Consider the following 24,153-nt stretch of genomic DNA (forward strand, 5'->3'; position numbering starts at 1 on the left):
GAGGCAGCTTATGGGACAGCAAAAACCGTTGGGCGGGGCCGGTCTGCGCGGTCAAAGCGCAGGGGAGACCAGTATCTGCACCGTGGGCAAGAGCGGCACTGGTCTTACCTATCGCGGCTATGACATCAAGGAGCTGGCCGACAGCGCTCAGTTCGAGGAGGTCGCCTATCTGCTGCTCAAGGGGGAATTGCCCGGTGAGCAGCAGCTTGACGCCTACAAGCGCGAACTGCGTCGCCTGCGCACCTTGCCCCTGCCGCTGCTGGAGGTACTGGAGCGCATTCCCGCCGATGCCCATCCCATGGATGTGCTGCGCACTGGCTGCTCCATGCTCGGCGATCTGGAGCCGGAAGATGGCTTCGAGCATGAGCATGAAGTGGCGGATCGGCTGCTGGCCGCCTTTCCGGGCATTCTGATCTACTGGTACAAGTTCAGTCACGAGGGCGTTCGCATCGCCCTAGATACCGATGAAGAGTGTATCGGTGGCCATTTCCTCGCGCTGCTGCACCAGAAAGCGCCGAGCGAGCTGGAGCGTCGGGTGATGCATGTCTCCCTCATCCTCTACGCCGAGCATGAGTTCAACGCCTCCACCTTTGCGGCGCGGGTTTGCGCCTCGACGCTCTCTGACATGTTCTCCTGTATCACCGCCGCCATCGGCACCTTGCGTGGCCCACTCCACGGCGGTGCCAACGAGGCGGCCATGGCGATGATTGAAGATTGGCAAGACGAGGCGCAGGCAAGGCGCGAACTGCTGGCCAAGCTGGCGGCCAAGGAGAAGATCATGGGCTTTGGCCACGCCATCTACCGCACTTCTGATCCGCGCAACGTCATCATCAAGGAGTGGTCGGCCAAGCTTGCCGAGGCGGTGGGTGATGATCGCCTCTATCGCGTCTCCTGCGAGGCGGAGAAGGTGATGTGGGAAGAAAAAGAGCTCTTTCCCAACGCCGACTTCTTCCATGCCAGCGCTTATCACTACATGGGGATCCCGACCAAGCTGTTCACGCCTATCTTCGTCTGCTCGCGGGTCACCGGCTGGTGCGCCCACGTGATGGAGCAACGCGAACACAACCGGATCATCCGCCCGAGCGCCGATTATGTCGGCCCGGCCCCCCGTCACTTTGTCTCCCTACAACAACGATAAGGAAATCACGATGTCCGCCAACGTCGACGTCAACCACAGACCCGAACCCGATCAGGTGCTGGTCGATATTGCAGAATACGTCTGCAACCACCCCATGACCAGCGAGGCGGCCTTCGACACCGCCCGCTACTGCCTGATGGACACCCTTGGCTGTGGCCTGCTGGCCCTGCGCTTTCCGGAGTGTACCAAACACCTTGGCCCCATCGTCCCCGGTACACTGGTACCCCACGGCGCCCGGGTGCCCGGTACCCAGCTCTGCCTCGATCCGGTCAAGGCGGCCTGGGATATCGGCGCCATCATCCGCTGGCTCGATTACAACGACACTTGGCTAGCCGCCGAGTGGGGTCACCCATCCGACAATCTGGGCGGCATTCTCGCCACTGCCGATTGGCTCTCCCGTACTCGCGTGGCAGAGGGCAAGGCACCGCTCACCATGGCTGATGTGCTGGTGGCCATGGTCAAAGCCCACGAAATTCAGGGGGTGCTGGCGCTGGAGAACTCCTTCAATCGGGTCGGTCTCGATCACGTGGTACTGGTCAAGGTCGCCAGTACCGCCGTGGTGACTCATATGCTTGGCGGCACCCGCGATCAGGTAATCGATGCGGTATCCCAGGCCTGGGTCGATGGCCAGAGCCTGCGTACCTACCGCCATGCCCCCAATGCGGGGTCGCGCAAAAGCTGGGCGGCGGGGGATGCCACCTCTCGCGCGGTGCGCCTCGCCCTTATCACCATGAGCGGCGAGATGGGCTATCCAGGCGTACTGAGCGCGCCCAAGTGGGGTTTCTACGACGTGCTGTTCAAGGGCAATCAGTTCGCCCTGCATCAAGGGTACGGCAGCTATGTGATGGAAAACGTGCTGTTCAAGATCTCCTATCCCGCCGAGTTCCATGCCCAGACCGCGGTAGAGTGCGCCATGAAGCTGCACGGTCAGGTGAAGGGGCGGCTCGACGAGATAGACCGTATCGAGCTCACCACCCATGAGTCGGCCATTCGCATCATCAGCAAGGTCGGCGCCCTCAACAACCCGGCCGATCGGGATCACTGCCTGCAGTACATGGTGGCGGTGCCGCTCATCTTCGGTCGCCTGATCGCCGAGGATTACGAGGACGATGTTGCCGCCGATCCCCGCATCGACGCGCTACGCGGCAAGATGGTGGTACAGGAGGACAAGCGTTACAGCCGCGAATATCTGGAGGCGGACAAGCGCTCCATTGCCAACGCCATCCAGATCTTCTTCAAGGACGGCACTCACACCGCCAAAGTGGAGGTGGAGTACCCGGTCGGCCATCGTCGCCGTCGGGAGGAGGGGATCCCGCTGCTGGTGGAGAAATTCCAGCACAATCTGGCCACCCGCTTCCCGGCCAAACGGGTCAACGACATTCTGGCCCTTTGTCAGGATGGGTCACGGCTTGCCGCCACCCCGGTACACGCCTTTATGGATCTGCTGGTGATCTGACCGATATCTACCGGCAAACAGTGATAAACGAAAAGCGGGCTCATCGGCCCGCTTTGTTATTCCGGCGGCTGCTCCCTCGATAAGCCTTACTCAAGCGCACTGCTGTCGCCGTTAAAGAGCGCCGTCATGATCGCCGTCTCACGACTGGCGATGGTCTCGAGGAACTCGTTGGCACGCCCCATCTGATGACACACCTGATAGCCGCGCTCGACAAAGGAGAAGAGCTCGCCCAGCCCCGCCAGATGGGCGGGCCCTGACACCAGCTTGAGGGTTGCCCCCACCAGCGGCTTTCTCGCCAGTCTGTCCAGCGTCATGCCAAGCTCGCTCACCAACGCAATCTGATGTTCCCGGCGCGCCTGTTCACCCACGGCACGATAGGCGATGGTGTAGTGGTCCGGCGTGATGGGATCAATGCCATCAATGCGCCGCAGCGCCACCACCATCAGGTAATCCAGCTCTTCGGAGAGGGCATCAAGCTCGATCGCCTGCGCCAGCACCTTGAGGCCGGACTCCGGCAACAGTCGCTCGGCGGTCGGTATCACCCGCATCACGTCCGCATCGCGGCGGGCGCAATCCCCGGGGCCATAGAGATCGGTCAGGAAAAACTCGGCGGCAGGGCCATAGCGGTCACTCTCCAGCAGATCACGATGGGTTCGCCCCAACCGGTCGGCCTGCCACTGGCGTAGCCGATCCCGATCCTGCTGATCTTCCGGGTGGGCACGCATCTGCTCGCGCAAGGCTGCAACCCGCTTGAGCTGGCGGTATAGCCGACCCAGGGTGCTATCGTCGTCGTGGGCATGTTCTTGATGCGTCATCTACAGCTCTCTGGCCTTGGGCCCATTGATGGGGATTCGGTGATACGAAGATACAAGTGAATGAAAAACAAGCAGCTTTTGCTGACCGTTCCGTGACAAGTGTAGCGCGCACGGGGGAGGGAATAAATGCCATGTCCCGCTGATGGCCTGCATCCCTCTCGACTCTGTTAAGTGAGTCCCATTTATGTGAACCATCCTTTCATTTGTTGTGAACATGTGTTTAATATCAATAACTAACTTATGACCCAGAGTAACGACCATGTTCTTCAACTCGCTCGCTGGCAGCAGCGCACTCTCTATCATTCAGATCAGCCGTCAGCATCCGCTGGGACTGGCCGCCGCCCGGATCGCGGCCGAAGCCATCGCTGCGGACATGAGCGAGAGCTATCAACTCGATTGCGAATGGGCAGATGAAGAGGAGACCGAACTACACTTTCGCGGCTCAGGGGTACATGGCACTCTCACCCTGGACGAAGATACCCTGGAACTGGAAGTGCATCTTGGTTTGATACTGTTGCCAGTACGCAGCGTACTGGAGCAAGAGATCCTCGATTATGTCGACAATCGCTTACCTTGCCCCAAACGTGTTTGAATCTCTTCGTTGCACTGGTTTTAAATAAACCAGCTGTAAACGATGGCTGTTTAAAATAAGTTGGCAAGCCATATGGTTTGTCAGATTTATTATTCGGCAAGGTCTCGATTCTATTTTGTAAGTAATCTTTCATCTTTATTTCATATTTCGAGTCGGCACTCATTAAAGTCATTCTGATTGCATCAAGCCTTCATCCGGATATGAGGGCAGAAGCAATTTGCCGCCTCGGTAAATTCATTTTGTAGGGAAACAACCATGCCACTGAGTGAATTTATCTCCTGCGTCGATACCGCCTGGTTACGCATGGACAGACCCAACAACCTGATGCAGATCATCGGTGTCCTGATGTTTGAAGGAGAGCTTGATGAAACGCGTCTGCGGGCCGGATTATACCACACCATTTCGGTGCAACCCCGCTTCCATCAGCGGGCCGTGCTGGAGGGGGGCTCCTACTACTGGCGTCATGATCCCGATTTCGATCTCGATCAGCACCTCAAGCGAGTGATCCTGCCGGGTGAAGCAGGCAAGCTGGAGCTGGAGAAGCTGGTGGCCGATCTCGCCTCGACGCCGCTCAACCACCAGCGCCCCCTGTGGGATATGCACCTGACCGACACGTCGCTGGGTGGGCAAGCGCTGGTGGTGCGCATTCACCACGCCATGGGCGACGGCTTCTCGCTGGTTCGGGCCATGCTGACCATGATGGATAACACACCGGAAGGGGCGCCGCGACCACCGTCACCGGAACCACTGGATGACAGCGATGACGAGGATGAGGAGGATTGCCACCAGGGCAGCCGTCTGGTGCGGGCCGGTCTCAAGCTGACCGGTAGCCTCTGGTCCAAATATGTCGAAGTGGTCACCCATCCCACCAAGGCGGTGGATTACCTCAAGACCGGGCGGGATGTGGCGAGCGAGCTGTGCAATATCGCCACCCTCGGTGATGATTCACCCTGCCGCCTGCGTGGCAAGACTACCAGCACCAAGCGGGTGGCCTGGTCGGAGCAAATTGATCTGCCGGATATCAAGGCAGTGGGCAAGGTTCTGGGCTGCTCGGTCAACGATCTGCTGATCGCCGCCACCGCAGGGGCGTTTCGCCACTACCTGCAGGAGAAAGGGGATGATGCCAATAAGGTCAAGATCCGCGCCCTGGTGCCAGTCAATATGCGTGCGCCGGATGATGAGGGGGCACTTGGCAACCGCTTCGGGCTGGTGGCCCTGGACTTGCCACTGGATGTTGAACACCCGTTGCAGCGGCTCTATACCGTACGTGACCGGATGCAGGCGCTGCGCACCTCGCTGCAACCCGTGGTGGTGCTCAACCTGTTACATGCCCTTGGCATGGCCCCCAATGCGGTGCAGCAGCAGGCCGTCGAGCTGCTCACGGCCAAGGCCAGCGCGGTGATAACTAACGTGCCTGGCCCGCAGCAGACCCTCTATCTGGCCGGTGCAAGACTGCGTCAGCCGCTGTTCTGGGTGCCACAATCGGGGGATATCGGCGTCGGCGTCTCCATCCTCTCTTACGATCACAAGGTGCAGCTGGGCCTTATCACCGACAAGAAGCTGGTACCGGATCCGGATCGGGTGGTCGAGCGGTTTGCAGTGGAGTTCGAGCAACTGCTGTTGCTGGTGCTGATGGAACCGGAGCTGCTGTTTGACCCCAACGGGCTGGATGCGCTGCTCGGTTGAGCGAGCATTTGAGCGACCAGTGACAGCGTAGCCAACCGGACTGCACCCATCATAAAAGAGGCCAACCCGCGGGTTGGCCTTTTGTTTTACTACCTCTTAGTGGCAGGAGTGGCGGTTAATCCTCCAACTCTTCCCGCGCTGCCTCCACATCGAGGCGCTCCATGGCATCCATGGGTTCGCACTCGGCCGCTTCGGCATAGAGGGCTTCGGCGGCTTTCAGGCGGCTCTTGCCGTGCAGCATCACCTGTGCGTTGGCGTACTCCATGCGGGCGATAGCCGAGTCGGGGATCAGCGCCAGCGCCTCCTTGAAGTGACGCTCGGACTCCTCCTTCTTGGCGCCATAGGTGAGGCCGCCGATCATGGCCCCCAGCTTGTCGACGATCTCCGCGTGCCAGGCGCCAAAGGCGATATGAGCCTCGGCGTGATCTGGCGCCAGCTCCAGCGCCTTCTCAAGGCTTACCTTGATCTTGTCGCCAATTCCTTGCGAGAGGGCCTTGGAGATGGAAATCACCTGACTGTAGCGACCAAGGGCCAGCGCGTGGAAATACCAGGCGTTGGCGTTCCTGGGCTGACGTTTTTGCAGCTTCTCGGCATGGCTGGCCGCCCGCTCGAAGGCGGCGCGCTTGGCATACTTGTCTTCCAGCAGATAGCTGGCATGGATCACCAGCGCTTTGTTCGCCACATTGAGGCCCGCCTCACCGGCCGCTTCGCCAAGGGCGACGGCCCGGGCAAAATCCCCGGCATGATAGGCCCGCCAGGCATCCTGCACCTGTTCATCCTCGGGCCAGGGTTCGGCATCCCCCTGATGGAGACGATCCCAGTTGTCCGCCAGCTTCTGGCCGGCATAGTCATAGGCCGCATCCGCGTAGGGGAAGGGGACAAATTCGAGTTGTGAAGTGGTCATGCTTGTTCTCCCTGTAGCATGTGAATCAAACCTTGTCGGTGTAGTGGTGGGCGAGGGCGCCCAGATGAGCGCGGGCATCGGCCCGCAAATAGGGTGCGACCAGCTGCATCACCTGAAAGACGCCGAGGGCGATATCGGCGTCCGCCTTGGGGTGCAGTGCCCGCTGGTAAGAGATCCAGAATGTGCCCACCAGCGCCACATTGGCTGCCAGCGTGCGCATTTGTTGCGCCGTGCCCTCCATCAGCCCAGCCGTTTGCAGATGGTTGCAAATGGCGATGGCGGTCTGCTCCTTGCGGCGCAGCAGGGCGGAAAAGCGCTGTTCCACCTGATGATAACCACTCATCAGGGTCGCGATATCGTAGTAGAGGAAACGGTACTGCCAGATGGCTTCAAACATCAGGTGGAGAAAGAGCCAGATATCTTCTGGCTCATCGGACGGGGTGCTGACCGCCTCCAGCAGGCGATCCATCTGCTGTTCAAATTCGCAGAACAGGGCGTTGACGATCTCCTCCTTGTTGTGGAAGTGGTAGTAGAGATTGCCCTGGCTGATCTCCATCTCGGCCGCAATGGCCGAGGTGGTGACGCAGGGTTCCCCTTGTCGATTGAAGCAGGCGAGGGCAGTGGTCAGGATCCGCTCCCGGGTACGGCGTTTGGGTTTGCGATCCATGCTACTCCTTTGGTGATGAACGGCGCACGCCGTGGCGATAGCGTTTGGCAAGCCAGTGCTGCAACTGCTCCAGCGACTTGTCGAGGGCGGCGACTGAGCCAATGCCGGGGGCCAGCAGGGTGCGATCTTCATCGGCCAGCGCAGCCAGATTGAGCTCGAGGCCATGCTTGGCCAGCACCGGCGCCAGCTCGTCACGGCGCTGCCAGAGATCGCGGCGGGTATGCTGGTAAGCGTGCTCGCAGAGGCGGCGGCGATCCCGATAACTGAACACATTGGTGAAGAACATCTCGCCATCGGCAGAAGAGGGTTCAAACAGCAAGGCGTCGGCGTCGGGATATTGGTGGCGATAGCGATCCATCCCCACATGCATGCGGGAGTGGATGATGGCGCGAAAGGTCTGGGCCAGCACCACCGGCAGACCGCTGTCCACCAGATTGGTGGGCGCGCCGGCGGCCATGTCCGCATCATAGGGCACCAGCGGATTGATGCAGAACACCAGATCCGCCCCCTCTTCCAGCGCTACTGAAGCGTGCAGAGTCTTGATCAGCGCCCCGTCCACATAGTAACGCCCGTTAATCAATGAAGGGGGAAAGAGGCCGGGCAGGGCGGCCGACGCCTGTACCGCCGCCGAGATGGGCACGTCATCGAGCCCCGGGCTGCCGAAGGCGACCGGATGGCCGGTATCGAGCTCGGTAGCGACCACAAACAGTCGGCTGCGCAGCTGGCGAAAATCATTGCTACGGCCGGGGCGAGAAAAAAACTGTGTCAGGGTGCGATCTACCCCGCGGTTGTCGAACAGCCCGGTCGGAATGGCCTTGGAGAGTCCCTGCAACGACTCAAACAGGCTGCGCTTCCAGGGGGCCGCCAGATAGTAGGTCAGACTCTGCCACGCCAGTGGCGGGATCGAGGTCAGGCGGTCGGCATATTCACGAAAGGCGGGGCGCAGCAAGGTGGCCGGGTCAAACATCTCCCCCGAATCATCGCTGAGCAGGATCCGCACCAGCTTAGCCGGCGAGATACCGTTGGCCAGCGCCGATGCCACCACGGCCCCCGAACTGACGCCAACATAGATGTCGGCATGGTCAAGGCGCAGGCCGTTGATGCTGTCAGAGAGGGCTGCGCAGGCACCGATCTCGTAGATGCCGCCCAGCGGCCCGCCGCCAGCAAGGGCAATTGCGATGGTACTCATAGCGTTGCCTCCCCATCCATGACATTCACCATGACAAGACCGGCCCAGCGCAGGGCATGGGCCGGTATCAATCACCTTCCGTCACCGCGAGGGATCAGGGCAGGACGCTCTCTGCTTTGGCCTTCACCTCTTTCACCGCATCTTCCGCTGCGGAGAGGAGATCGGCAGCCTGCTCAACCACGGCCTCTTTAGCCTTGGCTACCGGTGCCTTCTTTACCGGAGGCTTGCGGGCCGCGGGCTTTTTGGCGGCAGCCGGTTTGGCTTCTGCGGCCGGGGCTTCCTCTTCCTGTGCATCCAGCAGTTGCTGGACCACGTCGGTCAGCTCGGCCATGCGCTTGGAGAGCTTGTCGATATCCTTGCGGGTCGGGATGCCGAGGCTGGCCACAGCGCGGGCCACGCGATCTTCAAACACCTGCTCCAGACGGCCCCAGGTATTGGCGGTCTTGTCGGTCACAGCGGCAATCTTCTCATCTGCGCTCTGACGGGTTTTGGCCTGCAATGCTTCCCCTTCCTGCACCAGCGCTTCAAAGATCTTGCCACCCTCTTCCTGCGCCTTGGCATAGGCACCCAGACCCGCCAACCAGATCTGCTGGGTGGACTCCTTGATGGTGGAGGTGAGTTGGTTGTCGGTCACTGACCCTGCCAGCGCTTTCAATTTCTTAGCCATGATCTTCTCCTTGAATAACGACAGTTAAATGTAATGGCGACAACGAAACTGCAATCGGGTTGTGGCATTACTGATTTTTCAACTTCAGTCTAGGGAGAAAAAATAGAGGGTTCTACCTAATAACGGAACAGGCACACCACCGAAATTAGGGTTTGCTCACGAACCGACAATCAAATTGCGGATTCCCATATGAATCGTGATATATCTAACAACCTAGTAACACCCTAATCAGTAGCAGGATTCTCTTTATGAACTATTTCATTACTGGCGGTAGTGGTTTTATCGGGCGTCGATTGATCAAAAAGTTATTCCAACAGCATCCCGACTGTATCGTCTATTTTCTGATGCGCGCCTCTCATCAGGATAAATTGCCGGAGTTATTTGCATTCTGGAATGTGGATGAATCGCGTGCAGTCCCGGTTTTTGGCGACATGACGCAACCGCTGCTGGGGGTATCGGTCGAGATGCAGGAGCAGTTGATCGGCAAGATAGACCACTTCTTCCATCTGGCTGCCATCTATGATCTGAACGCCAAGGCTGGGATCCAGCAGCAGGTCAACACCGAAGGGACCCGTCAGGCTGTTCAACTTGCCGAGCGGCTGGGGGCTGGACAGTTCCACCACTGCAGCTCCATCGCTGCAGCGGGTCTGTTCGACGGTCTGTTTCGCGAGGACATGTTCGATGAGGCAGAGCACCTCGACATGCCTTACTTCCAGACCAAGCACGAAGCGGAAGGGATTGTGCGCAATGAGTGCACAGTTCCGTGGCGAGTCTATCGACCGGGGATCGTTGTCGGTGACTCCAACACCGGCGAGATGGACAAGATCGACGGCCCTTACTACTTCTTCAAGACCATCCAGAAGCTGCGCCGTCTGCTGCCGCCCTGGATGCCGGCCATCGGGGTTGAGGGCGGGCGCATCAATATCGTGCCGGTCAACTTTGTGGTCGATGCCATGGTGCATATCGCCCATCAAGAGGGCGAGGAGAACAAGACCTTCCACCTGACCGACCCCAACCCGATGCGGGTTGGCGACATGCTGAGCACCTTCTCCCGCGCCGCCCATGCACCAGAGCCTGCGATCCGCATCAACGCTTCTCTCTTTAATTTCATTCCCCGCCACCTGACCGCCATGCTGATGACCATGGCGCCGGTGCGCCGTATCCGCGATGCCGCCATCGCCGATCTGGGTCTGCCCAAGGATGTGTTCCGCCTTATCAGCTATCCCACCCGTTTCGACAGTCGCGAAACCCAGCGGGTACTGAAAGGGACCGGTATCGAAGTGCCGCCGCTGCACAGCTACGCCTGGCGTCTGTGGGATTACTGGGAGCGCCACCTCGACCCGGAGCTCTTCATCGATCGCTCCCTGCGTGGTCGGGTCGAGGGCAAGGTGGTGCTGGTGACCGGGGCCACCTCCGGTATCGGCCGTGCAACCGCGCGCAAGCTGGCGGGGGCGGGGGCCAACGTCGTTACCATCGCCCGCGACGAGCAGAAGATTGCCGAGACTAAAGCGGAGTTTGCCGAGCTGGGGCTGACCATCGAGATCTATCAGGGGGATCTCTCCAATCTGGCGCAGGCCGAGGAGATCACCGCTCGCATCGTGGCCGAGCACGGTGGCGTCGATATTCTGGTCAACAATGCCGGCCGCTCCATCCGTCGCTCCATCGAGGACTCCTTCGATCGCTTCCACGATCTGGAGCGCACCATGCAGCTCAACTACTTTGGCGCGCTCAAGGTGATCATGGGGGTGCTACCCACCATGATCGAGAAGAAAAAAGGGCACATCATCAACATCTCCTCCATCGGGGTGTTGACCAATGCGCCGCGCTTCTCCGCCTATGTTGCCTCCAAGTCGGCCCTCGATGCCTGGGTGCGTACCGCCGCCTCCGAGTTTGCCGACAAGGGGGTCAGCTTCTCCATCATCAATATGCCGCTGGTGAAAACGCCGATGGTCGCACCGACCAAGGTCTATGAGCAGGTGCCGATGATGACGCCGGAAGAGGCGGCCGATCTGGTGTGCGATACCATCATCAACAAGCACGTTCGTCTGGCCACTCGCCTCGGGGTGTTTGGTCAGGTGGTGCATGCTCTGGCACCTCGCGTTGCGCAGGTGATCATGAATACCAGCTTCCGCACCTTTGCCGATCCCAAGGATGGCGACAAATCCAAGGCGACCGCCGATCAGGTTGCCGTCTCGACCCTGATCAAGGGGATACACTTCTAACCGGGTGATGCAATAAAGAGATCAACAGGGGCCTGAGCAATCAGGCTCCTGTTTTATTTGGAACAACAGTGAAGGACGAATAAGGAGGGTCAGACTCGGGACAACAGATCAAGCAGCAGATCTGTCGTGCGGCGGGAGTAGAGCAGAGAGAGATGGCCAATGGCAGGTAACTCGATATCTTCCATTCCCGCCAATCGTTGCCGCTCCTGCGGCATCACCACATTGTCGTGACTGGTGCGCACCGAGATGCCGGGTACGCAAAGCGGCACCGAAGCGAAACGCTGCAACCAGCCGGAACCGGGCTCCATCTCGCGGGCATTGGCCCCAAGCCCAAGGGCGGCAAGCTGACTGCCCTGATGGGGGGTGGCCAGGGTGATCAGGCGATCTACCTTGTCACCGCCATGGATAGCCAGATAGTCGCGGCAGACCAGCCCCCCCATGCTGTGACCGACCAGCACCAGCTTGTCAGCCCCGGTCTGCGCCAGCACATCGTCAATCCGGGTGGCCAGCAGTGGCACCATCTCATCAATATGACCAAATGGTGGCATCAGGGTAATGGTAGCAACCACATGGCCTGCAGCCTCCAGTCGGGCGCGCTGGGTGCGCCAGATCCCGCGACTGCAACCGTAACCATGCACCAGCAATACGGGGCGCTGGCACGGACGCAGCCGATCGGGTGCCATCAGCAAAGGCTCGAACGGTAACAACAAGGTGAAGGTGTAGAGGTAGGCCAACATCTCCTGCGCCATCATCTTCACCCTGCGCCAGGGGCCGATAGCCGGGGAGGGGTAGAAGCGGGTAAAGAGCCAGCTGCCGAGCACCACCAGACAACGCAACCCAAACAGGGCAAACACCACAAACAGCAGGGTCAGCAGCCAGGGGAGTCCCACGACCAAGTGGGCGATACTCCCGAGGAGCAGCACCTCTACCATCAGCAGGATAAACAGGTGTCGTACGATCGTCATAAGGCCATGATCCGACCAGTCAGGCGTGGAAGTCAAATGGCACTTTGAGACAGCTTGATCCAGCACGGCTTTTGTCGCTAAACCCCGGCGAACTCTTTTCCGGTGAGGTTACTTGCAATACTGTATATCCATACATATACTCTATCCATCATCACCAAGAGGAGGCCATCATGGCTGTCGAGATCAAATATGTGGTTGTTCGTGGGGGAGTGGAAAAAATGACCTTTGCCAGCAAAAAAGAGGCCGATGCCTATGACAAGCTGCTGGATACGGCCGACGAGTTGATGACCCTGTTGGCTGGCGCCCCGCTCGAGCTGGCCCCAGAGCAGCAAGAGAGTCTGGCATTCTACCTGGCAGAACAACGCGATGTGCTGCAAACCCTGCTGCGCGGCGGCAAGGTTCAAGCAGGCACGAAAGAGGAAGAGGCCCCAGCAGCCAAGCGCAAGGAGAAGCCACTAAAGCAGGTGGCCTGATTGCACAGACCTGCTATTTCTCGGGATAAACAGCTCGCCTCATTCACTTTGTTTGCATTTAAAACCATTTTTACGGCTATTTACCCCGAGAATTTTCTAACAACGGTGCATATCCAATGCATAACTGAATAGCGTGCACCACTGCGCGACATCAGTCAGATCTATGAGGAAATAATGAGCAAACAGTGGAGAGAACGTTATCCAGATCGCTCCTGGTGACCTTAATCAGCAACAACAAGAGGTAGTACCAATCCCAATAGAAGCCGCATTCATCTATCACGAGCCCTTTTCTAGCAACTCGGCTCACAGGCTCATATCGATTCATCTCAGCATCAACAAGCAACACCATGACTCAACAACCATTATCCTTGCCGCCAGCCATGCCGCTGTTTGACAGCCTTATCTATCTGGAAGCCGGTAACCCACAGGTCAATCAGCACCTTGCCAACCTCAGCCTCAACGATGTACCCGATGCCGGTCTGGTTTACGAACTGGCGGTCGATTGGCTGCTGGAGCAGCGCAACAGCGAAAACAACTACAAAACCTATCGCAGCGAACTGACCACTTTTTTGCACTGGTGCTTTCGCGAGGCGGCCATCAGCCCGAAAGATCTCACTCGCCGCATCATGATCCGCTATCTCGACTACTGTCAGTCCCCCCCTGAAGAGTTGATCGCCTATCGCAACGTGGCACAATTTGTCCTCGACAAGGAGTGGGGGGAGCGGTTGCCCAACCCGCAATGGCGTCCGTTTTTGGGCAAACGGGAGCTGGGCCGCACCTTGCCCTATCGCCTGAGCGAGCAGGCGATGAAGACCAAACTCGCCATCTTGTCGGCCTTCTTCCAGTTTCTGATCCAGGAGGAGTACATGGACAGGAATCCCGCTCTGCTGCTGCAGCGGGTCAAACGGCCGCAACAGCTGGAAGCCGATGATCAGGTGCAGGCCTTCAGCGAGTTGCAGTGGTCATACGTGATGCAGGCCGCCGACACCCTTGCCAACGACCATCCGGAGCAACACGAGCGCAGCCGTTTTCTCACCATTCTGATGTACGCCTGCTATCTGCGGATCTCTGAGGTTGCTGCCCGACCGGGCTTTACCCCTGTGATGGGGCAGTTCAGGCGGGATCGCAAAACCGGCGTCTGGGGCTACTTTATTCCGCAAAGCAAAGGGGGCAAACGGCGTACCGTAGCGGTATCCCAAGCGCTGCTGGCGGCACTCGAACGCTACCGCCGCTTCCTCGGTCTCTCTCCCTTGCCGACACCGGATGAACAGACACCACTGTTCGTTCGCCATAAAGCGGCAGCACATGGTCGCGATCAGGGGGAACTCAACGCCAACCTTGGAATTCGCCAGCTACGGGATTTGATCATGGTGATCATCGGTAAAGGCGCAGAATTGGCAGAGCAGGATGGATTTGTCCAGGATGCGGCCGAAATGCGGCAACTCTCTCCCCATGCGATCCGCCACACCGGGATCACCCATGACATCAACCTGCATGGTCGACCGCTTTCCCACGTACAAGCCGATGCAGGACATGACAGCATCGACACCACTTCGAAATACCTGCACACCAGCAACAGTGAACGACATGAGAGCGCCCAGCAAAAGCCGCTGGACCGATTGAACCAACATGTGAGAGATAACACTCACAATGACTAACGAACAACGTGACATGATTCCTGATTTTTATTGACTGCTCTTAGAACACAGATTGGCTTGTTTGGGATGTCATAGAAGTTGGTGCGGCGATGTTGTACTTCTCTGGATGGCAATCGGTTCAGGGAATATTTTTGGCTCACATGATGATTCAGAACAGGCTCCTTGCCATCTGCGGCATACATATTTATCGCGTAACAGAGAAGCAAAAAACGGAATTGCTTGCTGAAACACCGAGAACACCCGATGCCGAAAGCTAAGTAACATGCCGGAAGCAATCATATTCGGTTGAACAGCTCCTTGTTATCACACTTGCATATCCAGTCATCATTGGTGATATTGATATCAATATTAACGATCTACCAAGGAGCGGGTATGCAAGTGGCAGTGGTGGAAAAGACCTTCAGGATCGTTGGCAAAGGGTCGCTCATGGCCCAGTTCACCTTTATCTCTTCAGGCACACTGCATATCTGGTTTCCGGATGTGGGCCTGCAGATGGAGGCCCACTGCAAAGAGTTGCGTATCGAAGATTGCACCATTATCTATACCAATGGCCTCCATCACGGCCAGCCCAGAGCGCTCTGGTCCTTAACCCTCCATCCCGATGATATGAACGAGCTCAAACGTATATTGCAGCAGTTCAACAGCAACCTCTACTTGACCTGCCAGCCACCCACATTGGCCATCGCCAAACGTGTCTTGAATATGAATTGACCCGACTTCCAAAAAAGTCGCAATCATGCTGGCCACAACAATAAGCCATGAGGATTAAGGGGAGGGGAATCTATCGCAATAGTTGGCATTTTAATAGCTTGTATTACAAGAGGGAGTATCAATATTTCCAGAGAGAGACCTCTCAAGTAGGGGACAGATATTTCTAAGAATATTCACGGTAATGACGATAGTTATAACGGTGAAAATCAAACATAACGCTCAATAAGTGAGGGGGATTCCGCACAACGTATTGATTTAATAGTGAACTCTTGTCTCAAAATGGGACATTTCGGTGATGTGGGGCAGGGCGGTTGACTGTGTTATTCTGTTGTCGCTGCAAGAGCATCTGCAGGAGGAATCAACCAGATATTGTCCTTCTGCTTGGGCAGTCAGATTGCTGGAGGTCTGTGTGTAGCCTCGATCCTGATCGATTTCCGAACCTTTAAGCTAAGGAAAAGCTGCGGGCTACTGCTTTCAACAAGCCTTGTTATCTCTCACAATGATGCCGATAAATGGGGTTATCGGCATTAGCCTCCTTTGCTACTGATTATGCACACAGTATGATGGCTTTTGTAATTCAACAGCCATCAAATCAACCCTTAGGAGACAAGCATGTCCGATTATGAATTCACCCTTAATAACCAGAAAGTAGATCTTTCTCAAGCTAAAAGCATTCGTGTTGAGAATGAATCTGGTGCAGTGATGACTCGCGATGAAAATGGAGAGATGAAAGTGTCTTTACCTGTCATCAAGAAGGTTGGTGTAACTAACGTTGCTCATCTGAAAAGCTTTGAACGTACAGTCATCGATGGTGTGACCACGATAAAAGGCGTTTTTTTAGATGATGGCCATTTCACTTTTTCCTATGACCAGAATGGCAAGCTCCATTTCTTTAACTCTCATCATGTGAACATCGGTTTGCCAGCTGAAGAAGGAACTGTGAACTTCGGGATGTATGGCACTGACGAGTAAAGCATTAAGGGGCCTGTAGTTAAAATCTCTCTTGCCCATTATCTTGGCCCCAATCCATTTCACCTGGTGACGCGGCATTGGGGTCACACTGAGCCAGCAGTTCTTCCAGTGTGTAGCGCGGCTGGCCGCGCAGTTTGGCGCGAGCACGCTCCACATCATCAAACGCCGCTGTCAGCAGCACCGGATCACCATCTTCAAGGGCTGCCTGCAGATACGCAACCATGTCGGCCTCAGTGGCCAAGCCGTCAACCGCATCAAAACGGCTCCATTGCTCAGGTTTCTTCATTCTATCCTCCTGTATCCGATATTGCGCATAATGCGACGTTTTGTTAAATGCCCATCCGAAACCCGCCGATAAGCCACTCCACGCAATTTTGCTGGTTTATCAGGTATTTACTTGGATGGAACGAGAGTTGACCAAAAACTTCATTTTTCGTTGGTTTGAGTGCGGTTTATCAATTGAAGAGACGGCCAATCTTTGTTTTGTTTCTGTGAGGCAGGTCACATATTGGGATAAGGGCAAAGAGATCCCACCTGCCTATAAACGGCTTATGCGTATGGCTTCGGGTAGGGAGTTGCCCACTATCTGGAAGGAATGGGAAGGCTGGCGTATGAAGAATGATTGCCTTGTCTCCCCGACAGGAGTCACTTACGACAGGCGAAGGCTGGAGGCCATAGCCATCATCCAAGCGGAGAGATCCGAACGGCAGATGGAAGCCTTCTACTGGAGGAAAAAGCTGGGCGTGATGTGATGTTTGGGGGCTGCGGCCCCCATTTTGTTGGGTTGATAGAAAAGACATATGTCGGCGCGTAGCGCCGCAAAAGCTGGAGGCTGCGCCCCCCGCGCTTTAGTAAGAGCGCCCCTGCTCTAAACACTCGCCCGAGTGGGCCTGAGCCGAGAGGTTGCCCGTATGGCCCCACCATCGAGGCTGGGAGGGTTCCGAGAGGGTAGGGGATGGGGTAGAATTCCCCCCGTATTACTACACGGGGGAAACATGGATACCTACTACAAATACTCCAGCCTAATGAGCGTTGATTTTTTTGAAAATCCAACCATCAAGATCTCTACACCAGCTCATCTAAACGATCCTTATGAATGCCAACCAAGCTCAAATATAAAACAGGCTATGGAGGTTATTTTAAATAAACCATGCCCTGAACATTATATTGAAGCAATTTCACATATGATTCAAAGTAATGGGATTGTATCTCTTTCTGAAACACAAAGAAATTCTCTTATGTGGGCACACTACGGAGACCACCATAAGGGAATGTGTATTGGATTCAAACCTGACTTTATAAAGAAAACAGATGTTCAACTTGCAGATGATGAATCACTTTTTTCTGATTATTGCATGTCAATTTTAACTCCAAGAAAAGTTAACTACGATAACTATAGGTTTGATATTAACAGGAAATTAAGTTCCGATGACATCATACCAGATGCATTTTTACGCCACTTCCTAACAAAGAGTGATGAGTGGATATATGAAAAAGAACACAGGTGCATTTTGTCATATCTACATGCGACCCATATTTTAGCCAAAGATCTTAACGAAAAAATAATAGTTAAAAGTTTAGGCAAGCATATTTTGATACATGCGAAAAAAGCCATATCCTCATTGTTAGAGAAAAAGGCGATTACAAAGACCAAAAAGCCAAATTTGTACAAAATAAATGGCAACACAGTCTCACTTGTTATGCTTTCTACTCTGGCTGAGTTTCCAAGCATATCATTTTTACAAGAAATAGATCCTAACTCCATAACGGAAATTTATTTCGGATGTAGAGCGCCAAAAGAAAAGGTTAAGGCCATATACACATCAATTAAAAATGACAGGCATCCACTGAAACATGTGGACCTGCATTATTTTTCAATTGGAAAAGAACGATTTGAACTCACAGCAAAAACATTAAATGATGATTATTTTAATATAGATTGATTTAAAATTCAGTTACGCGCTGTAGCGTTTATCTTTCTCTGAGCCGGAAAGCCTTAAAAGCCAGTTTTGCAGGGAAGGGGGTGATCCAGTCTCTGGGGCAGATGGGCATGTTCCGCCGCGAGGCTTTTGGAGGTCAAATGGACAACAGAGGGCGGCTTGTAGGGGCTACCGCCCCTGTTCTTTGTGGCATAAACAGCCATATTTAACATAAATATCCGCGTTGCGCAGTTAGCATAAAACTGCCGCGCTATCGCTTGCCCGCCAGCTCGTTCAGTACAGCGAAAAGATGCCGTACTTCAGAGCCGGCTCTAATTATGTCCGGTCATCACTTGGTTTGTTTTTGGTATCACCGCCAGCAAAGAGGGCCGCATTGTATTTACGGCGCAGGGCGTCACCTTCTGGATCACAATAAACGTCAACAGGCTTGCCCTGATACTTCACCACAGCATGGCAGGCGCTCATAGCGTCCACACTGGCCAGTTGATCCGGCCAGTCGTCACTGTAAACGGGTTGCACATCGTCCCCCTTGCGCAGGGCAAAGCAATACTCGACCCGATATGATCCCCGTTCATCCTTTACCAACACATGGCAACTGATGATCAGCTTGTGTCCCGCGAACGGGCCTACAGAAAGAACCCCGCTATCAGACGCAACAGGAGCGCCGCTAGGACGTACCCCAGCAGTGGGCGAAGTACCCACCGCCCCAGAAGTCGCAGCAGCGGCAGGAGAGGGCGCAGGGGCCTTACTAGGCTTATCAATAAATTCCGGCTTAATGAGGCCAAAATAGAGACAGAATCCAATAACACCCAGAAAAAACAGAATTTTAGGATCTCGCAGAATCGAGCTACCCGCGATTGTATCCGTGACTTGGCCTGTTGTAGTTGAGTCGTAGAGCTTGAAAACATAGTTTGGCACCTTGTTGAATGGCTTGGCCTGCAGAACATCGGACATGGATGCACCGCTGTTGTCTGCCAGATGCAAGACCGTTTTATAGCGCTTCCCAAAGCCCAATATCTTCATGTTGGTGTGTCTGATCGCCGTCTCTGACGCGGCCCTGATCACGGCGTGAACCTTTTTGATGTTCGGGGTAGTAAAGACGAAATCCCAGTTGTGGTGACGGTGCATATCAAAGGCAACGTCTATGGTTTCCGGTCGCCCGTCAGCCTTGGCGACTTCCGGCCCACCGGGATAATCGAGTCGGTCTAGGTCGCTCTGACGCCATGCAGGCGGAAAGATCCGCTGCACTTCATCGACCAGAAAGAACACCCCCTTCGGTGCCCAGTGGTAGAAGCGGGCCAAGTGGTCGCGGCCCTCTTGGGCTTCGGTGTCGATGTAAGTCACCTTGAACTCATCGGGCACAGCCTTACCCAGTACCTCTTTGCAGCGTTCGGCGGTGAACCCGCGAACGTTGGTGATGATGTGGCGGCCTGCCTTGATGGCGGGGATCACATCGGTGTGGATGGCCCCTGATGATTTGTAAGAGCCTGGCGCCCCGTGGTGGATCTTGATGGACATTTACCACCCCATGATGTTCAGCAGGAAGCGGGTAACGAAGGCTTGCGTCAGGATGGCGAGCCCCTTATCCAGATGGATAAAGAGCAGCATCGAGCGAAAGTCGGCGGGGAGGGCATTAAAGGATTGGGAGATCATTTCACTAAAGTGAACGTTCACCAAAATTTGCTTGGCAACGTCCCATGTGAAGGTGAGCATAAACAATTTAAACTCTACCCATTGCACCGCCATTCTGATTGCCAGCCATGCACCGAACTGCACAGCCAGTTGATATATATCGTTGAAGAACGAATTAAAGAACTCACCAAGCCATTCCATGACGTGTTACCTCTTAAATACAATTGCGAACGCAATGAAGTAGAAAATAAACATCATCAGTGCAGCGATGATGTTCCAATATTCTTTTGCAGGTGGACAAACCCGATAGTCTTTTCCGCCATAAGTGAAGAAGTCGAAGCACTCGATAACCCCAGCAGAGCCGGAAAGCTGAAAATCAAAAATATCCCTGACTTCATCGCCAATATCTTTGTATTTGTCAGAGATAGCCTTGTTTGCTTCATCCAGTTTCTTTTGAATGGCTGCCACATCAAAGAAACAGTCATTACCAGAACATGCAGAGGAATACTTACCCTCTTTAACAGAGAGCGGGTTACCACCTGATCCGGGCATCTTGGAATAGTCTACACCTGAGCCGTCACCAGAACCGTTGCCGTCACCGTTACCACCGTTGCCAGCCTTCTCGGCCATAATCTCAAGAGCAGTGCGCATATCTTGCAAAACATACGTCTGTTGCTCAGATTGGTTTGCAGTAGTTCCGGCACTCTCAACAAGTGAAGCAATGTCAGAAGAAGTCCAAGCAGATGAACCACCATCAGAACCAGAACCACCACCACCCAAAGAACGCTCAATATTTTTCAGAGAGTCTTTCATATCCTTGGCAAAGTAAGAGGTTGCCTTAGTATTTCCAGAAATGTCGTCAAGCTTATTATTGAGACCATTTGTGTTGCCCTGAATACTGGACATCATATTTAAAGAGGCACCCATCATTGAGGAAATACCAGCAACGTCAGACGCAACAGAAGAAGGAACGCCACCAGAAGAACCAGAGCCAAGATTACTCAACTTAACATCTATAGATTGCAAATAATCCCTTGTGGTACTAAGAGCCGCAGCCACACCACCAAGATTGCCATTAACTTGAGACAATTGACTAGATGATTGCTTTATATGATAAAGCGCATCTTTCATATCCCGAGAAAAAGACTCGGCACTATGAGCAATAGAATTAATATTATTTGAATCTCGCTTGGTACTGTCTACCACCTGACGCAGAGCAACACCAAGGTTTTTATTCAGCTTGGCAACAGCACCCGAAACAGATGTTCCGGTGGCATCACCAATCACAGGTTGAAAGTCAAGCCAACCATCAATAGGTTTAGTTCCGGTAGAGCCTTCATTTGGCGTATTACCACTGCCATCTGAATCGCCGTTGCCACTACCATTCTCGGTAATATTGCAAGCCGTTCCGGTAGTTTCCACTGGCCCCTTGGTATTTGCCAGCGGCAACTCTACACACACACCATTACAAGCAACCAAACAGCCACCAAGCTGAGAGCCTTCAAATTTAAGACAAACAGGTAATGGAGTTGCCATAGTGACGTTACCCAATTGCACACCGACAGGACAGCCCGCAATAGCAAATGCCGCCGATGGAAATAACAGTAAAAGCCAACCTAAACGCACACAGCCCCCAATATAAAAAAGGCGACCGGAGCCGCCTTAAATAGAGAAGGATGTTCGCCATCCCTCGACAAAGAACAAAAACCAGAGCGTCCCGATAAGCAGGGACATGGTTTAGGCTTTACGGATCAGGGAAATCACGATACCTGTAGCGGTCACCAGTGCGACAACCAGCAACACCTTCGGAGAGGTGGCGGTTACGTCAGCCTGTGCTGCTTCCATCGCTTTACCTGCTGCATCAGCAAGTCCGGTTCCTTCGGCCATTGCCGCATTGGCAGACAGACCACACACAGCCGCAATGCAAGCATTACGGAACAAGCCTGATACTTTTTTCATTATTTTATCCTCGTTTTGCACCAACAATTACACGGGCAATTGCGCCCAATTTTACGCCCAAGACCCAGACAGCAAGGCCAGAGCCAAAGGCAATCCCCACAGTGGATATATCGAACTGGAACCAGTTTGATATATCCGTGAGTCTGGAATGCTCCTGCACAGTCAGGAGCACATATTTACAAGCATCCCCCTCGGATAATCGAGCATATCCCTCGGAGGTAATATCTAGACAAAGCATTATCGCGCCCTCGTCGTCGCTCGCTGCGCGCTCTCGCTCCTCCTCCTCGGTGCGCGGCGGTTATACCGGCTTTTTGTTAGGCTGGAAGCCAACAACCACATTTCGGGTCGGATTCTGGGGATCTGCTTCAAGCACAAGATCAATGGCAACCAGCTTGGGGCAGTCGGCCATTTCTTTGATAGTCGCCGCATCATTACGAAGGGCCAGTTGGCGAACTTCATAACCCCATGAGTGGATATTGCACTCGGGTTTGTTGACATTATTTGCCGGAGCCAGATATTCCACTTGTGCGAAGTCATAAGGGACAGGAGCGCCAGATTTACGGGACACACCATAACCATGAGTAACACGAGTTACCAAAACACCAGTGAGCAGGGACATAATATTTACCTCGTTGAAGAACCTGATTTATAGGTCAAACTAAACAATGTTCACCCGATATAAACTCGGGTGGTAGCGGCATTCTTAACCGCGCTGGAATATCATCTTCTTTAAGATGCGCTGTTAATTGGTGAACAATCGTTTCAGGGGCGAGCCCCTCAACACTTGCTAACCAATTAACAAGGCGGCCCGCCATCCGAGACATATGAAAAACTGCATTGTCCCGACTGGTCTTGAACTTGTTTTTAAACGTGGTCACACGTACCGGAACAGATTCCGACTGCTTAATAGCATCAAGCCATTTGGCAAATTGCGGATACATCCCAGCAAAATAAGGGTCGGGATTAATCAATACATCGAGCGGTATTATCCGGTCTTTATTGTGTAACTCGCCTTCGGCGCGTACCCAATTTGGGTTCTCTGCCGATTGCATTTGTTTACCCTTTTCGTATACCCGAGCACATTTACCGTTGATCCGGCTGCCCACATAAAAAGAGCAACCCTTGGTCGGTGCCATGCCAAACCGCTTTACGATGCCCTTGGCAATCTCGGATATGACGAACTCGCCGGATTCGATTTTCATCCACGCCGGAGCACGGCCCCGCTCTGGATGAAACTCGCCAGCCTGAGCGCCATCAATGGCCCCCTGATAACTGATCACCTCACCGCTGTAGTCATCGAGCGCCAAATCTACCCGAGTGATGCGAACCGATGGGATGTGAGAGATAACGGAGTGCAAAGCCTGCATATCGAGGGCGGCACAACCCACGCCGGAAAAACTCACCATGCAACCGTGGTTGGCAGCACCCCAACCAATCAGGCCACAGGGGAGGCCATCACACAGCAGGTCGGCCGAGTTGGCGTAACCATGCAGACCGGAGCGGCGAGGGCGCATAGTGAAACGAGGCTCGGGGATAGGCACCCCGATCTTGGTGTTCAGTTCTTCCAGCCACAGCTCGATCTCGGAACAGCACAGGGCATCGAGAAATTGCACCCCGTAGCAGTCGATCAAATCGTTGTAGGCTTCCCAATACTTGGCACCCTCGACCACCTCGAACTGGGAGAACTTGAGCAGGGATGCGCAGACAGCTTTAAGCTCTTTGCGCATGTCGGCCCGAGATCGGTAGTTAGAGTGCAAGGCCCGCTCCATCATTTCGGTCATGGAAGGGGTAAAGACGGGGGCAGGGGACTTGACCACACCCTTGAGGCTCAACCGCTCGGTGGCCTTGTCGTAGACACGCGCCGCAGTAGGGGCAGGGGTTGCGCCCAACCGCTGCGCCTTATCACAGAGCCGCTCTGACACCTTGTCAAAGTGGGTGAGGGGAGCGAAACCGACCGGACGCTTCCACAGGTAACGCAGACCCTCGACAGCAGGCTCAGAGAACGTCGCTTGCAGGGCTTTTACCTTGGTGTCAAAGCGCGGGATAGCCTTCAAGAGCGCACCTTGCTTGGCAAGCTCGGTCATCTGGCGCAACTCGGTCGGCGCCCAGGTGAAGGACAGATAATCGATCAGGGTTTTGGTGCCGATAACGCTATTTATCGGCATCACGGAGTTATGACCAGTCATCGAAAAAGACTCCCTGATCATAGAAACCTTGCCATGTGTCCTCGGTCACTTCGACCAGCTCGAACACGGTATCGGGGTACGTCATGGACAGATAGACCCGCAGCTCATGCAGATCCCGAAACATCTCGACCTGACCCGCGATGCAGGCGGAGAGATCGCCAGTCGGTTCAGCCTGCCAATAAACCTTTCGCTCAATGAGAGCAGGCAGATCAAGGTTTTGTGGGCTAAAGTGGGTCATGGTTCATGCATTCAAATGATTTGTTGAATGGATTCAATCATACGAATTGTTGAATGGGAACAAGCCGTTTTTTGCCAAAATCG

At 54.8% G+C, this 24,153-nt stretch carries 25 protein-coding genes; 11 read left to right on the forward strand and 14 right to left on the reverse strand.

The annotated features are described in order from the left end of the window. The first annotated feature begins 10 nt into the window (after positions 1–10). Both prpC and AB5Y83_RS12595 read left to right on the forward strand, forming a co-directional pair. The gene (gene prpC, locus AB5Y83_RS12590; protein ID WP_042055047.1) at positions 11–1,138 is read left to right on the forward strand and encodes a 2-methylcitrate synthase; all 1,128 of its coding nucleotides are present in this window, start codon (positions 11–13) and stop codon (positions 1,136–1,138) included. A gap of 10 nt (positions 1,139–1,148) precedes the next feature. Beyond that, positions 1,149–2,594, forward strand: coding sequence for a bifunctional 2-methylcitrate dehydratase/aconitate hydratase (locus AB5Y83_RS12595; protein ID WP_368175266.1), 1,446 nt, complete (start codon positions 1,149–1,151; stop codon positions 2,592–2,594). Positions 2,595–2,680: 86 nt separating this feature from the next. Here the strand turns inward: AB5Y83_RS12595 and AB5Y83_RS12600 are convergent, their stop codons facing one another. After that, positions 2,681–3,409: a hypothetical protein gene (locus AB5Y83_RS12600; protein ID WP_236400003.1), complete on the reverse strand. Its 729-nt coding sequence runs from the start codon at positions 3,407–3,409 to the stop codon at positions 2,681–2,683. Positions 3,410–3,668: 259 nt separating this feature from the next. Between AB5Y83_RS12600 and AB5Y83_RS12605 the strand changes: the two genes are divergently transcribed. Then, positions 3,669–4,001: a polyhydroxyalkanoic acid system family protein gene (locus AB5Y83_RS12605; RefSeq protein ID WP_368175267.1), complete on the forward strand. Its 333-nt coding sequence runs from the start codon at positions 3,669–3,671 to the stop codon at positions 3,999–4,001. A 255-nt stretch (positions 4,002–4,256) separates the two neighbouring features. Further along, positions 4,257–5,687, forward strand: coding sequence for a wax ester/triacylglycerol synthase family O-acyltransferase (locus AB5Y83_RS12610; protein WP_368175268.1), 1,431 nt, complete (start codon positions 4,257–4,259; stop codon positions 5,685–5,687). Between the two features lie 115 nt (positions 5,688–5,802). Here AB5Y83_RS12610 and AB5Y83_RS12615 read toward each other — a convergent pair whose 3' ends face one another. From AB5Y83_RS12615 to AB5Y83_RS12630, 4 genes are all read right to left on the reverse strand, one after another. Further along, positions 5,803–6,591 carry a hypothetical protein gene (locus AB5Y83_RS12615; RefSeq protein ID WP_323889209.1) on the reverse strand — a complete coding sequence of 263 codons (789 nt, stop codon included), beginning with the start codon at positions 6,589–6,591 and terminating at the stop codon, positions 5,803–5,805. A gap of 25 nt (positions 6,592–6,616) precedes the next feature. Continuing rightward, a complete protein-coding gene (locus AB5Y83_RS12620; protein WP_279487690.1) occupies positions 6,617–7,258 on the reverse strand; it encodes a TetR/AcrR family transcriptional regulator in 642 nt (213 codons plus the stop codon). A 1-nt stretch (position 7,259) separates the two neighbouring features. Further along, on the reverse strand, positions 7,260–8,447 hold the full coding sequence (locus tag AB5Y83_RS12625; RefSeq protein ID WP_075114813.1) for a patatin-like phospholipase family protein: 1,188 nt from the start codon (positions 8,445–8,447) through the stop codon (positions 7,260–7,262). 94 nt (positions 8,448–8,541) lie between these two features. Further along, on the reverse strand, positions 8,542–9,114 hold the full coding sequence (locus AB5Y83_RS12630; protein WP_005333118.1) for a phasin family protein: 573 nt from the start codon (positions 9,112–9,114) through the stop codon (positions 8,542–8,544). 248 nt (positions 9,115–9,362) lie between these two features. Here AB5Y83_RS12630 and AB5Y83_RS12635 point away from each other — a divergent pair, with 248 nt between their 5' ends. Then, the gene (locus AB5Y83_RS12635) at positions 9,363–11,336 is read left to right on the forward strand and encodes an SDR family oxidoreductase (protein ID WP_368175269.1); all 1,974 of its coding nucleotides are present in this window, start codon (positions 9,363–9,365) and stop codon (positions 11,334–11,336) included. 89 nt (positions 11,337–11,425) lie between these two features. Here the strand turns inward: AB5Y83_RS12635 and AB5Y83_RS12640 are convergent, their stop codons facing one another. After that, complete coding sequence (locus AB5Y83_RS12640; protein WP_064336075.1) at positions 11,426–12,301, reverse strand: triacylglycerol lipase; 876 nt, start codon at positions 12,299–12,301, stop codon at positions 11,426–11,428. A 170-nt stretch (positions 12,302–12,471) separates the two neighbouring features. On the opposite strand from AB5Y83_RS12640, the gene AB5Y83_RS12645 reads away from it, so the two are divergent. The 4 genes from AB5Y83_RS12645 to AB5Y83_RS12660 all read left to right on the forward strand — a co-directional run bounded on the left by AB5Y83_RS12645 (position 12,472) and on the right by AB5Y83_RS12660 (position 16,115). Further along, positions 12,472–12,774: a YebG family protein gene (locus AB5Y83_RS12645; protein ID WP_005360490.1), complete on the forward strand. Its 303-nt coding sequence runs from the start codon at positions 12,472–12,474 to the stop codon at positions 12,772–12,774. Positions 12,775–13,154: 380 nt separating this feature from the next. After that, complete coding sequence (locus tag AB5Y83_RS12650) at positions 13,155–14,432, forward strand: tyrosine-type recombinase/integrase (RefSeq protein ID WP_257725097.1); 1,278 nt, start codon at positions 13,155–13,157, stop codon at positions 14,430–14,432. A gap of 372 nt (positions 14,433–14,804) precedes the next feature. Next, the gene (locus tag AB5Y83_RS12655; protein WP_139429151.1) at positions 14,805–15,143 is read left to right on the forward strand and encodes a hypothetical protein; all 339 of its coding nucleotides are present in this window, start codon (positions 14,805–14,807) and stop codon (positions 15,141–15,143) included. Between the two features lie 612 nt (positions 15,144–15,755). After that, positions 15,756–16,115, forward strand: a complete 360-nt coding sequence (locus tag AB5Y83_RS12660) for a hypothetical protein (RefSeq protein ID WP_368175270.1) — start codon at positions 15,756–15,758, stop codon at positions 16,113–16,115. 19 nt (positions 16,116–16,134) lie between these two features. Here the strand turns inward: AB5Y83_RS12660 and AB5Y83_RS12665 are convergent, their stop codons facing one another. Then, positions 16,135–16,401, reverse strand: coding sequence for a hypothetical protein (locus tag AB5Y83_RS12665; protein ID WP_368175271.1), 267 nt, complete (start codon positions 16,399–16,401; stop codon positions 16,135–16,137). Positions 16,402–16,516: 115 nt separating this feature from the next. Here AB5Y83_RS12665 and AB5Y83_RS12670 point away from each other — a divergent pair, with 115 nt between their 5' ends. Both AB5Y83_RS12670 and AB5Y83_RS12675 read left to right on the forward strand, forming a co-directional pair. After that, positions 16,517–16,867 carry a DUF3653 domain-containing protein gene (locus AB5Y83_RS12670; protein WP_069526819.1) on the forward strand — a complete coding sequence of 117 codons (351 nt, stop codon included), beginning with the start codon at positions 16,517–16,519 and terminating at the stop codon, positions 16,865–16,867. A gap of 159 nt (positions 16,868–17,026) precedes the next feature. Continuing rightward, positions 17,027–18,058, forward strand: a complete 1,032-nt coding sequence (locus tag AB5Y83_RS12675; protein ID WP_368175272.1) for a DUF2971 domain-containing protein — start codon at positions 17,027–17,029, stop codon at positions 18,056–18,058. 312 nt (positions 18,059–18,370) lie between these two features. Here AB5Y83_RS12675 and AB5Y83_RS12680 read toward each other — a convergent pair whose 3' ends face one another. The 7 genes from AB5Y83_RS12680 to AB5Y83_RS12710 all read right to left on the reverse strand — a co-directional run bounded on the left by AB5Y83_RS12680 (position 18,371) and on the right by AB5Y83_RS12710 (position 24,070). After that, positions 18,371–19,573 carry a zonular occludens toxin family protein gene (locus AB5Y83_RS12680; protein ID WP_216977678.1) on the reverse strand — a complete coding sequence of 401 codons (1,203 nt, stop codon included), beginning with the start codon at positions 19,571–19,573 and terminating at the stop codon, positions 18,371–18,373. Beyond that, positions 19,574–19,888: a DUF2523 family protein gene (locus tag AB5Y83_RS12685; RefSeq protein ID WP_019446390.1), complete on the reverse strand. Its 315-nt coding sequence runs from the start codon at positions 19,886–19,888 to the stop codon at positions 19,574–19,576. A gap of 6 nt (positions 19,889–19,894) precedes the next feature. Continuing rightward, on the reverse strand, positions 19,895–21,313 hold the full coding sequence (locus tag AB5Y83_RS12690; RefSeq protein WP_368175273.1) for a hypothetical protein: 1,419 nt from the start codon (positions 21,311–21,313) through the stop codon (positions 19,895–19,897). A gap of 111 nt (positions 21,314–21,424) precedes the next feature. Beyond that, positions 21,425–21,646, reverse strand: a complete 222-nt coding sequence (locus tag AB5Y83_RS12695) for a Flexible pilin (protein ID WP_069526816.1) — start codon at positions 21,644–21,646, stop codon at positions 21,425–21,427. A 298-nt stretch (positions 21,647–21,944) separates the two neighbouring features. After that, a complete protein-coding gene (locus AB5Y83_RS12700) occupies positions 21,945–22,265 on the reverse strand; it encodes a hypothetical protein (protein ID WP_023583768.1) in 321 nt (106 codons plus the stop codon). 34 nt (positions 22,266–22,299) lie between these two features. After that, the gene (locus tag AB5Y83_RS12705) at positions 22,300–23,832 is read right to left on the reverse strand and encodes a replication initiation factor domain-containing protein (RefSeq protein WP_368175274.1); all 1,533 of its coding nucleotides are present in this window, start codon (positions 23,830–23,832) and stop codon (positions 22,300–22,302) included. After that, a complete protein-coding gene (locus tag AB5Y83_RS12710) occupies positions 23,819–24,070 on the reverse strand; it encodes a hypothetical protein (RefSeq protein WP_069526815.1) in 252 nt (83 codons plus the stop codon). The genes AB5Y83_RS12705 and AB5Y83_RS12710 overlap by 14 nt, the downstream gene beginning before the upstream one ends. Between the last annotated feature and the right edge of the window lie 83 nt (positions 24,071–24,153).

The organism is Aeromonas sp. R5-4 (genome assembly GCF_040908215.1).
Lineage (GTDB): Bacteria > Pseudomonadota > Gammaproteobacteria > Enterobacterales > Aeromonadaceae > Aeromonas > Aeromonas veronii.

Bases quoted from the DNA above. Each gene is read 5' to 3' on its own strand.
- AB5Y83_RS12660 (WP_368175270.1), top strand. From the start codon at position 15,756: ATGTCCGATTATGAATTCACCCTTAATAACCAGAAAGTAGATCTTTCT.
- AB5Y83_RS12615 (WP_323889209.1), bottom strand. From the start codon at position 6,591: ATGACCACTTCACAACTCGAATTTGTCCCCTTCCCCTACGCGGATGCG.
- AB5Y83_RS12710 (WP_069526815.1), bottom strand. From the start codon at position 24,070: ATGACCCACTTTAGCCCACAAAACCTTGATCTGCCTGCTCTCATTGAG.
- AB5Y83_RS12595 (WP_368175266.1), top strand. From the start codon at position 1,149: ATGTCCGCCAACGTCGACGTCAACCACAGACCCGAACCCGATCAGGTG.
- AB5Y83_RS12640 (WP_064336075.1), bottom strand. From the start codon at position 12,301: ATGACGATCGTACGACACCTGTTTATCCTGCTGATGGTAGAGGTGCTG.
- AB5Y83_RS12600 (WP_236400003.1), bottom strand. From the start codon at position 3,409: ATGACGCATCAAGAACATGCCCACGACGACGATAGCACCCTGGGTCGG.
- AB5Y83_RS12675 (WP_368175272.1), top strand. From the start codon at position 17,027: ATGGCCCCACCATCGAGGCTGGGAGGGTTCCGAGAGGGTAGGGGATGG.
- AB5Y83_RS12630 (WP_005333118.1), bottom strand. From the start codon at position 9,114: ATGGCTAAGAAATTGAAAGCGCTGGCAGGGTCAGTGACCGACAACCAA.
- AB5Y83_RS12635 (WP_368175269.1), top strand. From the start codon at position 9,363: ATGAACTATTTCATTACTGGCGGTAGTGGTTTTATCGGGCGTCGATTG.
- AB5Y83_RS12650 (WP_257725097.1), top strand. From the start codon at position 13,155: ATGCCGCTGTTTGACAGCCTTATCTATCTGGAAGCCGGTAACCCACAG.
- AB5Y83_RS12705 (WP_368175274.1), bottom strand. From the start codon at position 23,832: ATGACTGGTCATAACTCCGTGATGCCGATAAATAGCGTTATCGGCACC.
- AB5Y83_RS12680 (WP_216977678.1), bottom strand. From the start codon at position 19,573: ATGTCCATCAAGATCCACCACGGGGCGCCAGGCTCTTACAAATCATCA.
- AB5Y83_RS12625 (WP_075114813.1), bottom strand. From the start codon at position 8,447: ATGAGTACCATCGCAATTGCCCTTGCTGGCGGCGGGCCGCTGGGCGGC.
- AB5Y83_RS12695 (WP_069526816.1), bottom strand. From the start codon at position 21,646: ATGAAAAAAGTATCAGGCTTGTTCCGTAATGCTTGCATTGCGGCTGTG.
- AB5Y83_RS12685 (WP_019446390.1), bottom strand. From the start codon at position 19,888: ATGGAATGGCTTGGTGAGTTCTTTAATTCGTTCTTCAACGATATATAT.
- AB5Y83_RS12605 (WP_368175267.1), top strand. From the start codon at position 3,669: ATGTTCTTCAACTCGCTCGCTGGCAGCAGCGCACTCTCTATCATTCAG.
- AB5Y83_RS12610 (WP_368175268.1), top strand. From the start codon at position 4,257: ATGCCACTGAGTGAATTTATCTCCTGCGTCGATACCGCCTGGTTACGC.
- AB5Y83_RS12665 (WP_368175271.1), bottom strand. From the start codon at position 16,401: ATGAAGAAACCTGAGCAATGGAGCCGTTTTGATGCGGTTGACGGCTTG.
- AB5Y83_RS12620 (WP_279487690.1), bottom strand. From the start codon at position 7,258: ATGGATCGCAAACCCAAACGCCGTACCCGGGAGCGGATCCTGACCACT.
- AB5Y83_RS12700 (WP_023583768.1), bottom strand. From the start codon at position 22,265: ATGTCCCTGCTCACTGGTGTTTTGGTAACTCGTGTTACTCATGGTTAT.
- AB5Y83_RS12670 (WP_069526819.1), top strand. From the start codon at position 16,517: ATGGAACGAGAGTTGACCAAAAACTTCATTTTTCGTTGGTTTGAGTGC.
- AB5Y83_RS12645 (WP_005360490.1), top strand. From the start codon at position 12,472: ATGGCTGTCGAGATCAAATATGTGGTTGTTCGTGGGGGAGTGGAAAAA.
- prpC (WP_042055047.1), top strand. From the start codon at position 11: ATGGGACAGCAAAAACCGTTGGGCGGGGCCGGTCTGCGCGGTCAAAGC.
- AB5Y83_RS12655 (WP_139429151.1), top strand. From the start codon at position 14,805: ATGCAAGTGGCAGTGGTGGAAAAGACCTTCAGGATCGTTGGCAAAGGG.